This window comes from Meridianimaribacter sp. CL38 (assembly GCF_004328055.1).
GTDB lineage: Bacteria > Bacteroidota > Bacteroidia > Flavobacteriales > Flavobacteriaceae > Gaetbulibacter_B > Gaetbulibacter_B jejuensis.
The window spans coordinates 145912-158421 of the sequence record NZ_QKWS01000003.1 but is presented as its reverse complement, the minus strand read 5'-3'; the positions used below and the strand labels follow the sequence as shown (position 1 = coordinate 158421).

Annotated in this window: 6 protein-coding genes; 2 read left to right on the top strand and 4 right to left on the bottom strand. The window is 33.5% G+C overall.

The genetic code is table 11. The annotated features are described in order from the left end of the window. Position 1 precedes the first annotated feature (1 nt). From DMZ43_RS08550 to DMZ43_RS08535, 4 genes are read right to left on the bottom strand one after another with little or no spacing between them, the layout of a single operon-like run. Positions 2–1411, bottom strand: coding sequence for an efflux transporter outer membrane subunit (locus tag DMZ43_RS08550; protein WP_131507449.1), 1410 nt, complete (start codon positions 1409–1411; stop codon positions 2–4). Between the two features lie 4 nt (positions 1412–1415). Then, entirely contained in the window at positions 1416–4553 is a 3138-nt protein-coding gene (locus tag DMZ43_RS08545) for an efflux RND transporter permease subunit (RefSeq protein ID WP_131507448.1), read from the bottom strand. Between the two features lie 28 nt (positions 4554–4581). Continuing rightward, positions 4582–5721, bottom strand: coding sequence for an efflux RND transporter periplasmic adaptor subunit (locus DMZ43_RS08540; protein ID WP_131507447.1), 1140 nt, complete (start codon positions 5719–5721; stop codon positions 4582–4584). A gap of 4 nt (positions 5722–5725) precedes the next feature. Next, positions 5726–6226 (bottom strand): GbsR/MarR family transcriptional regulator, encoded by a 501-nt coding sequence (locus tag DMZ43_RS08535; RefSeq protein ID WP_131507446.1) that lies wholly within the window; start codon positions 6224–6226, stop codon positions 5726–5728. A gap of 197 nt (positions 6227–6423) precedes the next feature. On the opposite strand from DMZ43_RS08535, the gene DMZ43_RS08530 reads away from it, so the two are divergent. Together DMZ43_RS08530 and DMZ43_RS08525 are read left to right on the top strand one after the other, a co-directional pair. After that, on the top strand, positions 6424–9237 hold the full coding sequence (locus DMZ43_RS08530) for a LuxR C-terminal-related transcriptional regulator (protein WP_238155802.1): 2814 nt from the start codon (positions 6424–6426) through the stop codon (positions 9235–9237). A gap of 241 nt (positions 9238–9478) precedes the next feature. Continuing rightward, the gene (locus DMZ43_RS08525) at positions 9479–12505 is read left to right on the top strand and encodes a TonB-dependent receptor (RefSeq protein WP_131507444.1); all 3027 of its coding nucleotides are present in this window, start codon (positions 9479–9481) and stop codon (positions 12503–12505) included. Positions 12506–12510: the final 5 nt, after the last annotated feature.

The window sequence follows — 12510 nt, the reverse complement described above, 5'->3', positions numbered from 1 at the left end:
ACTATTTCCAGCCACCACCAAGTGCTTCATACAAATTAACAACACTTAATAACTGCTGTAGTTTATTATCAATAACATTCAATTCAGCATTTAAAGCGCTTTCTCTTGCAGTTAATAGGTCTAAGTAATTTGCATAACCATTTTTAAGTAATTCCTCAGAATTTGCTTCAGCTTGTCGTAGCGCTTCAACTTCATTTTGTCTGTATTCAAATTTTTCAGTTTCAGCATCATAATCGTATAATGCATTTGATACTTCGTTACCAGCTGTTAGTAAAGTCTTTTTAAAGTTTAATAAGGCTTGTTCTTGTTGAGAAATAGCTACTTCATGCTGAGTTTTAATTTGTCTCTTGTTAAATATTGGCTGTGTTAATCCTCCAACAAGAGTAGCGAACAATGAATTGGCATTAAATAGTTCATCTAATTCTAAACTTTGAAATCCGCCACTTGCTGTTAAGGTTAGCGATGGGTAAAAATTACTTCTAGCAACATTGGTTAATTCAAAGGCATTAATTAAGCTGTATTCGGCAGCAATAACATCAGGTCTGTTGCTAAGTAGAGTAGCAGGAACACCTAATTTAATATCAGCATTTAACTGCTGTTGAGTTAATGCACTTCGGTTAACAGTTTCTGCTGGTCTTCCTAATAATAAATTAAAAGCATTTTCAGTTTTAAAAATAGCAGCTTCCAAATCTACTTTTAGTGCTTTTGCATTATTGTATTGTGCTATATTTTGGTCCACTGCAACTTGAGTCACTTGTCCAGCATCTTTAAGCGCTTTTATGGTGTACACACTACTATCTCTTGTTGCAATAGTTTGATTTGTAATTTCCAATTGAGCATCTAAAGCTAACAATTGGTAGTAGGTTGAAGCAATAGCTGAAACTAATTGTGTTTTAACAGCTTGATGAGCTGCAACTGTTTGTAAATAGCTAGCTTCGCCAGCACGTTTATTACTTCTTATTTTTCCCCAAATGTCAGCTTCCCAAGATAAGTTTGCTGAAAGTTCATATTGATCTAAAGAAGAAAACAAGCCACCAAACTGACTGTTTTCAGATAACTCTTGATGGGTTACCTGTGCATTTGCGTTTAATGTTGGAAAATAACCAGCTTTACCTTGTTTCATGTAAGCTTCAGCAGCAGCTATTTGTTGAATAGCCACACGAATGTCCAAGTTGTTTTGAAGACCTTCTTCAATGTATTGTTTTAAGTAAGTGTCAGAGAACATATCTTTCCATGATATATCTGCCATAGACAAACTATCTTGTGGTAAGTTATCAGTTCTGTACAAATGTTCTGTTTCATCTAATTCAGGACGTGTGTAATCCTTTGCCACAAAACAACTTTGCAGTGTTAACGCCAGCATTAAAACTAATGCGCCTTTACTAAAATTTTTATTTATAGTTGATTTCATTTTTTTAAGCTTCAATTGTTTCTACTTCTGGTTTACGCGATACTTTTTCTTGTAACCATTGGAAAAAGATGAATAAAATTGGGATAACAAATACACCTAAAATGGTTCCTATTAACATACCACCAGCTGCACCTGTACCAATAGAATTGTTTCCTTCGGCACCAACACCTTTGGCTAATACAAGCGGCATTAACCCAAGTATAAAGGCGAATGATGTCATTAAAATTGGTCGTAAACGTGCTTTGGCACCATGGATAGCTGCATCTACAATACCTTCGCCTTGTTTGCGTCGTTGCAATGCAAACTCAACAATAAGTATGGCGTTTTTAGCCAACAGACCAACCAGCATTATCAGTGCAATTTGGAAGTAAATGTTGTTTTCTAACCCGAAGAATTTCGTGCTTATATACGCACCAAATACACCAAATGGTAACGATAATAACACCGAAAATGGTAAAATATAACTCTCGTACTGCGCACTTAATAAGAAATACACAAACAGAATACTTAAGATGAAAATAAACGTGGTTTGGTTACCTGCATTTACCTCTTCTCGTGTTAAACCAGAATATGCAACGGTGTAATTACTTGGTAATTTTGCTACTTCTTCTTCAATCACTCTAATGGCATCACCTGTACTAAATCCAGGATTAGTTGCGCCTGTTATATTTGTTGAATTAAATAGGTTGAAACGCGTTACCGATTGCGGACCATACACACGTTTTAAGGTTACAAACTGTGTAATTGGCGTCATTTCACCAGAACTTGTTCTCACATACATACTGTTAAGGTCGTTTTCATCTGCTCGATCTTCCGGTAGCGATTGAATGTATACACGATACTGTTTACCAAATCGACTAAAATCTGAAGCGTAAATTCCACCGATATAACCTTGAAGCGTACCGAAAATGCTGTTAATAGCCACACCTTTTTCTTTAGCTAAAGGCACATTAACTTCCATTTCGTATTGCGGATAATTAGTATTGAATGCTGATTGCGCATACTGAATTTCAGGATGACTCATTAAGGCTGCTGCAAATTCTTGGTTTGCTTTATCTAAATCGGTAAACTCACCACCAAACTTGTCTAATAAATTCACCTCAAAACCAGCTGAGTTACCAAAACCACGAATACTTGGTGGCGAGAAGAAAATAATTTTTGCTTCTGGAATAGTAGCCGCAATACCAAATAATTTTCCGGTTATGGCTTGTGCAGATAAGGCTTCAGATTCTCTTTCAGACCAATCGTCTAACTTCACGAAACCAATACCAAAGTTACTACCAGCACCACTAATTAAGCTTCGTCCTTTAACAAAACTAGCATCTGTAACACCATCAATGTCTTTAATTTTTGCATATAATTCTTTAGTTACTGCATCGGTACGGTCTAATGATGCACCTGCAGGTAATTCTATGTTAGCAAAAATAATTCCTCTATCTTCATTTGGCACAAATCCTGTTGGTGTTGTTGTTGCAGCCCAATAAATACCTACACCAGCAATGATTAATAGCATCACAGATACAAACTTGTTTTTATATAAAAACTGCAATGATTTGCCATATTTATTTACAGTCGCGTCAAATCCTCTGTTAAATAACGTGTAGAATTTTTGAAGTGCGTTTTTTCCTTTTAATTCTTCATCGTCTTTATGTTCTTTTAATAACAATGCGCATAATGCAGGACTTAACGTTAAGGCGTTTACTGCTGAAATTAAAATGGCTATAATTAAAGTAACACCAAACTGCTCGTAAAATACACCTGTAGGACCTGTTATGAAGGTTACTGGAATAAATACAGCAGACATTACCAATGTAATTGAAATAATAGCACCCGAAATTTCGTTCATGGCTTTAAGAGTGGCGTTCATTGGTTTTTTCTCACCTTCATCCATTTTGGCGTGTACGGCTTCTACCACAACAATAGCATCATCTACCACAATACCAATAGCCAACACTAATGCGAAAAGTGTTAATAGGTTTATGGAATAGCCAAAGACATTCAAGAAAAAGAAAGTACCAATAATAGAAACAGGTACTGCAATTGCAGGAATTAATGTAGAACGGAAATCTTGCAAGAAGATAAACACCACTAAGAACACCAGTAAAAAGGCTTCTAAAAGTGTGCTAATTACCTTGTCTATAGATGCGTTAAGGAATAAACTTGTATCGTAAGGCACAAAGAAGTTTAAACCTTCAGGCAAACCTTGTTCAACATCGTCTAAAGTGGTTTTTATGTTTTCAATAATTTCGGCAGCGTTAGATCCTTTGGTTTGGAAAATTCCCATAAATACTGCTGGATGTCCTAAACTTGTAGCGTTAGATGAATAGGATTGTGCATCTAACTCAATATCTGCGACATCTTTCAATCGTAAATATTCGCCATTTCCTAAGGCTTTAATTATAATATCTGCATATTGACTTTCTTGTTTAAATCGACCACTATACTTTAAAATATAAGAGAACGATTCACCATTATTTTCACCTAAAGCACCAGCTGCAGCTTCTATATTCTGCTCGTTTAAAGCAGCTGTAATATCTGATGGAATTAAGTTATAAGCTGCTAATTTTTCAGGTTTTAACCAAACACGCATTGCGTAATCTTGTTGCGAAAATACAGATACATCACCAACACCTTTAATACGCTGCATAGCAGGAATTACGTTTATTTTTAAGTAATTCTGAATAAAAGTAGCATCGTAATCTTCGCTATCAGAATACATAGCAATAAACATTAATGCACTGGTTTCTTGCTTTTGCGTTACAATACCAGTTTGGATAACTTCTGATGGTAATAACGGATTTGCACGAGCTACACGGTTTTGAACGTTTACCGCAGCAATGTCAGCATCCATAGTTTGGTCGAAATACACAGTAATTTCGGCTGTACCGTTATTTGATGCTGTAGAGGTAATGTACGTCATACCTTCTACACCATTAATTTGCTCTTCAATAGGCACAATAACACTCTCTAAAACGGTTTCAGCGTTGGCACCTGTATAGTTTGCTGTAACTTTAATAGTTGGAGGTGCAATATCTGGATATTCCTCTATTGGAAGGGATGTTATACTGATAACACCGAGCACAACTATAATAATAGAGATTACTGTTGAAAGGACAGGTCTTTCAATAAATGTTTTTAACATAACTAATAAATATGTTTATAAAATGATTTTAGTTTTTAAATAAGGTAGCTACTTTTTTTGTGGCTTCGCTAAATGGAATTTCTTGTGGCGCTATTGCCATACCATCACGTAATTTTGAAACACCAGAAGCTACAATTTTTGTATTAGCATCTATACCAGATTTAACTACATATAAGTTATCTACTTTGGCTTCAATTTCAATAATTTTACTGCTCACTTTGTTGTCTTCACTTAAAGTGTAAATCATTACTTTTCCTTGTTGCTCATAAGTTGCAGACTGTGGTACAACTATAGCATTGTCATAAGTTGAAGGAATACGTATTTTACCACTATTTCCATTGGTTAATAGCTCGTTTGGATTATTAAAAGCAGCTCTTACTTTAATGGTACCTGTTGTTTCACTAATTTGACCAGTACTGGTTTGAATGCGACCTTTTTCAGAATATATATCACCATTTGCCAATACTAAACTTACATCTGGCGAATTTTTAATACGCTCAGCTTTTGTTTGACCTTTCATTCGCTTTAAATGGTCTATGTATTGTGCTTCGTTTAAAGTGAAAAACGCATATACTTTACTAATATCGCTAACCGTTGTTAATGGTGTTGCATCAGCAGCACTTACTAAAGCACCTTCTCTAAAATTGATTGAACCTACGTAACCATCTACTGGACTCTTTACGGTTGCATAACTAATATTAGCTACAATGCTGCTATAATTAGCTTTGGCTTGAGCTAAATTGGCTTTAGCGGTTTCTAATTGTACTGAGCTAATAATGTTCTTTTCAACTAAAGGTTTAAGTTTGTCTACTTCAACTTGAGCTACATTTACTTGTGCTTTTGCTGCCTCGGCATCTTGACTTAAAGATTGTGTTTCTAATCTAAAAAGAGGTTGACCTTTACGTACTCTAGAACCTTCGTCTACCAATACTTTTTGAACGTAACCTGAAGTTTTCGCACGCACATCACTGTTTACAATACCTTCTATGTTTACAGGGTATTCATTATAGCCTTCTACCGTTTGCGTTTGAATTTGCGTTACTGGAAATGGTAAAGCTTGTTGCTGTTGTGGTGCAGCTGCTTGGGTATTGTCTTTATTACCACAGCTAACCATGACTAGAAACACACTGGCTAAGGTTAATATTGATGCTATTTTATTTGTTTTCATTGTCTTAAAGGTTAAATTTATGTTTAATTAGGTTTTCTTTTAAAATTTCTATCGAAGCTGAAGCATCTTGAACGAATCTTAAATAATCATTATGAAAGGTTAGGTCAAATTTTTCATCTTCATCTGTAATATGCTCGTTAATTGTTTCTTTGTATGCTTTCATTTCTTTATGAAGTGTAGCAACTTCTTCCCATTCTTTAATCATTTCATTAATATGATGTAAAACAGAATCTTTATTAATGATGAAATACTTTTTTCTGTCACCAGTTTTAGTGAAGTATTCAATCTTTTTTAAATCTTGTAAGTGATTTAGGTGAGTAGAAATAGTGCTTTTACTTGCACATAATACTTCTACCATCTCATCGAAAGTAGAACCTCGTTTACCAGTTAAAATCACGTACGACATTATACGCGCAGCAACTGGAGCAAGTTTTTCGCGACTTTCTAAGTGTACACCAAGTTTTTCAACTAGTGCCATTTTTTTGCTACATATATCTTTCGTCATAATACTATTTTAAAAAATTATGATGCAAAAATATATTAAGTTCGGAACAATCCGAACCAAACGAAGTTAAACAATTGTTAAATAAATTATAGAGTTGTTAAAATAACTTGACAAGTATAGCATTGACCAATGATTGTGTAATTTGAGAGTTGTGTTTTTTTATTTGTATACTTGTGTAACTAATAATATAAATTGGAGTGAAAATTAAAACCTATATACTTTCTTTTTTTCTTATAGCTATACAGTTTAGTGTTTGCTTTTCTCAAGATGAGTTGCCTCCAATTGAAGTATTTACTACCAAAGATTACAATGCTGGAAACCAAAACTGGTCAATCACCCAAGCAGATAATAGATATGTATATGTAGCAAATAATAAAGGTCTTCTAGAGTTTAATGGAGCAGTATGGACACTTTATAATTCACCTAACGAAACTGTTATGCGTTCAGTAAAAGCTATTAATGAGCGTATTTATACTGGTTGTTATATGGAATTTGGTTATTGGTCGCATAATCAATTTGGAACTTTAGATTATACCTCAATATCTAAAACCTTACAGCAACCACTTATTGAAGACGAACAGTTTTGGAACATCATAGGAGTTGATGATTGGGTATTGTTTCAGTCTTTAAATAGAATTTATATTTATAATATTTCAAACCAAACAATAAAGGTTATTGAATGTGAAACTGAAATTGTTAAAATGTACAAGGTAGGTAACAGTATTTACTTTCAGAAGTATGGCAAAGGTTTATTCAAGTTAGAAAACGGCTTACCTAAATTAGTAAGTAATCACGAAGTATTGAAGAGTAGTAGGATAGTAAATGTATTTCAACAAGGGCAATCATTGTTGATACACACGCAATCAGAAGGATTATTTGTTTACAGTAATGATGAATTGAGAAAATGGAATATTCCTGCCAACGTTCAATTATCAGATTTCACGATTTATAGTAGCATTCAGCTTAAGGATAACAGTTTTGCTTTAGGAACAATATCAAACGGTTTATTGCATTTAACCGAAGATGGTATAATTAATTATTCCATAAGTCACGAAGATGGTTTGGGCAATAATACTGTATTATCTTTAATGGAAGATGTGGATAACAATATATGGCTTGGTCTAGATAATGGTGTTAACTGTGTTAATATTACTTCTCCGTTTAGAATTTACAATGATATAAAAGGCGATTTAGGAACAGTGTATTGTTCTGCAGTTTACAACGGAAACCTTTATTTAGGAACTAATCAAGGGCTTTTCTACAAAAAAGAAGATAGCAGCGAAGCGTTTAAATTTATTAAAGGTACTAAAGGACAGGTTTGGTGTTTAAGAGTTGTAAATGAACAATTATTTTGTGGTCATAATATAGGAACTTATGTAGTAGAAAATGATTCAGCACAATTAGTTTCCAATGTGCAAGGTACTTGGGATATTCAACCTATTAAAGATGCTGAAAACCTACTGTTACAAGGAAATTATAATGGGTTGAACATTTTAGAGAAAACATCATTAGGTTGGACTTTCAGGAATAAAATAGAAGGATTTAATAATTCATCTAAGTATTTTGAGCAATCACAAAATAATGAGATTCTAGTAAGTCATGAGTACAAAGGAGTTTTTAAAATAAAAGTTGACGAAGCCTTAACTAAAGTTATTAAACTCACAAAAGATAGTACTGTAGATAAAGGCTATAATTCTAGTCTAGTAAAATTTAACAATTCTATTTTTTACGCATACAAAAAAGGAGTTTTTAAATATGATTCTGAAAACAGTACATTTCAAAGAGATTCTATATACAGTAAGTTATTTAATGAACAAAACTACACTTCAGGTAAGTTGATTGCGCATCAAAATACGAATAGGCTTTGGAGTTTTTCTGATAAGGAACTTAACTATCTTACACCTGGGAAATTAAGTCATATCCCAGAAATACATTCAATTGCTTTACCAAGTTCTTTGAGAAATGAAATGACAGGTTATGAGAATATATCTTACTTGTATGGTCAAAAATACCTTTTAGGGTCTTCATCAGGATATATTGTAGTTGATTTAGAAAAGCTTAAAGAACGAAAGTTTAAAATAGACATCAACACAATAAAAATGAGTGCTCTTGATGGAGATCAAAGTGCTATAGATAAATCTGTGTCAGGAAATTTTGAAAATAAAGAAAACAACTTAACATTCTCGTATAGTATCTCTGAATTTAATCGCTATTCTGAGGCAGAGTATCAATATCAGCTTAAGGGAATTTACGATAATTGGAGTTCGTGGAGTAACCATTCTGAAGAGTCTTTCAAAAACTTACCCTACGGAAACTATACTTTTAATGTAAGAGGAAGAGTAGGTAATACTATTACAACTAATGTAGCGTCTTATAATTTTACAATTGCAAAGCCTTGGTACATAACCAATACAATGATTGTTTTATATGTGTTGGGTGTTGCGCTGTTTTCATTCTTTATGCATAATGTATATAAAAACTATTACAAAAAGCAACGTGAAAAACTATTAGAAAGAACTCAACGCGAATTAGATCTTAAGAAATTAGAAAATGAACAACAGCTTATGGCTTTTGAAAACGAAAAGCTACAACAAGACATTGATAATAAAAACCGAGAGCTGGCTATTTCTACAATGAGTTTGATAAAGAAAAATGAGTTTTTAAATAGTATTAAAGATGAACTTAAAGCTGCCCAAGAAGGAAAGGGTTTAAAACCTGTTATTAAAATCATTGATAAAAACCTTAATAATACAGACGATTGGAAACTCTTCCAGGAAGCCTTTAATAATGCTGATAAAGATTTTCTTAAGAAGATTAAAGCTAAACACCCATCACTTACTCCAAACGATTTAAGATTATGTGCTTATTTGCGACTAAATTTAAGTTCAAAAGAAATAGCTCCTTTACTAAATATTTCTCCTAGAAGTGTAGAAGTAAAACGATACAGGCTTCGCAAAAAAATGGAATTAGAGCATGATGTGAGCTTAACAAATTATATCTTGGATTTATAACACCCAAACAAATAGTTAAAATACCTATACATTACCACAACATTTTATGCAAATAGCTAATCTACAACGATGTAGTTTGGTGTTTTGTAATGCTTCTAAAACCTAACAACAGCAAGGGTTTTTTATCAAATTCGTAAAAAAATGTGATTTTTTTTGATTTGTATGTTTTTTGTAGCGTGCGTTTTTGATAATTTATTAGTGTAATGTGATAATTTTACCATACAACTAATATTCAATCTATATGAAAAAAACATACTTCATTGCTTTTATTGCCTTATTTATGTTTTCCGCATTTTCTTATGCGCAAACAATTAACGTAAAAGGTAATGTAAAAGATGTAGCAACAAATGCACCACTACCAGGTGTAAATATTGTTGTTAAAAACACAGCAAAAGGTGCTTCGACCGATTTTGATGGAAATTTCTCAATTAACGATGTGCCAATTAATTCAATTTTAGTAATTACTTATTTAGGGTATCAAACTCAAGAAGTAACTGTAACAAGTAGTCAAGAAATCTCAATCCTTTTAGTTGAAGATGCCGAATCTTTAGACGAGGTAGTGGTTATTGGTTACGGAACACAAAAGAGAAAAGATGTAACAGGAGCTGTGTCTCTAGTATCATCTGAAACTTTAGAAGATTTAAAACCTGTAGATGCAGCAATAGCACTTCAAGGTACATCTTCTGGTGTTACTGTTAACTCGCCTTCGGGTTCTCCAGGAGCTGAGTTTAATATTATAATTAGAGGTATTAGCTCTAATGGTAGTAACAAACCACTTTACATTGTTGATGGTTATGAGGTGTCATCCTTTAACACTATAAGTCCAAATGATATTGAATCGATAACAGTGTTAAAAGATGCTCAAGCAGCTATTTATGGTATTAAAGGAGCAAATGGTGTCGTTTTAATTACTACAAAGTCTGGTAAGAAAAATTCAGCACCAAAGTTTTCATATAATGCATATACAGGAACTCAAGAGACAACACGTACACTTCCTTACTTAAATGCTACAGAATATGCTTTATTACTAAATGAAAGTTATGCTGCTAATGGGCAAGCGTTACCTTATCCTAATGTTTCAGGATTAGGAGCCGGAACTGATTGGCAAGACGAAGTATTTAGTAATGCACCTATTACTAACCATAATGTTAGTTTGTCTGGTGGTGGTGAAAAAATTACTTACTATGTTGGAGCTTCGCGTTTGGAGCAAGATGGTATAGTAGCTAGAGATAAATCTGATTTTGTTAGAAACAATATCAAGATTAACCTAGGAATAGATATTTCTAAAAAATTCAAGTTTACAACTAATGCCAATTATTTTACAGCATCAAGTAGAGGGTTTTCAGAGAACGCTTTAGGTTCGGTATTATTCAATGCTTTAAACTATGCGCCAACTTTTAATGTAGATGAAGAAGATTGGAATGGTACTTTAGGAAACGAAGTTATTAATCCTCTGTCACAAATAAGAAATACTTATAACAGTTACAACGGAACTAATATTGAAGGTAATTTTCAGTTAGAATATAAACCTTTAAAAGAATTGACCGTAACCTCAAGAATTGGATACAAAGTATATTCTGATAAAGGAAAATCGTTTGCTCCAATTGTTGAGTATGGAACAGGAAAAGTATTTAACAATCCTAGAAGTAGAGTTGACCAATCGAGAAACCACTACAACTCTTATACTTGGGAAACATTCATTAATTACGATAAAACATTTGCCAATAAGCACCACGCAACAGTAACATTGGGTACAAGTGCTCAAAGAAATTGGGGAGATGGTTTAAGCGCAAGCGGATTTGATGTACCAAATAACTCTTGGGAATTTGCAGATATAAGTTTAACACCAGGATTAAGTGATGCAAAATCAAATGCTTCTTATGTTTACGATAACAGGCTAACATCTTACTTTGGAAGACTGCAATACGATTATATGGGCAAATACTTATTGTCTGCAATGGTTCGTAGAGATGCTGCTTCAGATTTTTCTCCAGAAAATAGAGTAGACTACTTTAAGTCTGTAACTGCTGGTTGGAAAATTTCTGATGAGCCATTTATGGAAGATTCTGAAGTAATAGATTTCTTAAAATTAAGAGCTAGTTATGGTACACTTGGTAATAACGTTGGAGCCGATTTATACCGAGCTTTATTAAATGGTGAAGCTACTTATGTAATGGATGGAGCTTTAGTAACAGGAGTTGCAAATGGTAGATTACCAAATCCTAATGCACAATGGGAAACAGCAGAAAAGCTAGATGTAGGTTTTGATATTACATTACTTAACAACAAAGTAGACATTACAGCGGATTATTTTGTTGAAGATAGAGAAGATCTGCTTATAGGAGGTTTACCAGTTTCAGGTATTTTAGGAACTGCTGCTCCAGGAGGAGGAAACCCAACGGTTAATGCAGGAACAACACGTAGTAAGGGGTTTGAATTTAGTATTGGTTATAAAGATGACTTTTCTGATAACTTAAGTTTTGCTGCTAATTTCAACTTTACTAATGTAAAAGGAGAAGTAATTTCAATCAATGGAGATGTTATTCCTGAAGGAGGCGCTTTTGGTGTGGGGCAATTAGCACCATCAAGAATGGAAGTAGGACAGCCAATAGGATATTTTTATGGATTAAAAACAGATGGAATATTTCAAAATCAAGCTGAAGTTGAAGCACATCCTTCACAATTGGCATTAGGAGCCGAAGCTGCTCCAGGAGATATTCGTTATGCTGATGTTAATGGTGATGGAGTTATCGATTTTGATGATAGAACTTATTTAGGAAAACCGCAAGCAGACTATTACATGGGATTGAATTTAAGTGTAAACTTCAAGAATTTTGATCTTGCAACCTATATGTATGCTGAAGTTGGAAAAGAAATGGTTAGAAACTATGAGAGGTCTCAACCTAATGTAAACCGTTCTAATTTATACCTTAATAGATGGAGAGGTGAAGGTACTAGTAATACAGTACCTAGAGTTACAACTGCCTCAACAACTAACAGGTTATTCTCTGATTTTTATGTGGAAGATGCATCATTCTTGAGAATTCAAAACATCCAATTAGGATACTCATTACCTGATAATGTTTTAGAAAAAATAGGAATGAGTAAATTCAGAATTTATGCAGCGGTAAACAATGCATTTACATTTACTGAATACTCAGGGTATGATCCTGCAGCTACTTCTGGAGATGCAATTGGAGGAGGAATCGATTACGGGTTTTACCCAATATCAAGACAGTATTTATTAGGGTTAAATCTTTCACTATAAAAAAT

Excerpts from the sequence above, each read along its gene's own strand:
- DMZ43_RS08540 (WP_131507447.1), bottom strand. The coding sequence starts at position 5,721 with ATGAAAACAAATAAAATAGCATCAATATTAACCTTAGCCAGTGTGTTT.
- DMZ43_RS08525 (WP_131507444.1), top strand. The coding sequence starts at position 9,479 with ATGAAAAAAACATACTTCATTGCTTTTATTGCCTTATTTATGTTTTCC.
- DMZ43_RS08550 (WP_131507449.1), bottom strand. The coding sequence starts at position 1,411 with ATGAAATCAACTATAAATAAAAATTTTAGTAAAGGCGCATTAGTTTTA.
- DMZ43_RS08535 (WP_131507446.1), bottom strand. The coding sequence starts at position 6,226 with ATGACGAAAGATATATGTAGCAAAAAAATGGCACTAGTTGAAAAACTT.
- DMZ43_RS08545 (WP_131507448.1), bottom strand. The coding sequence starts at position 4,553 with ATGTTAAAAACATTTATTGAAAGACCTGTCCTTTCAACAGTAATCTCT.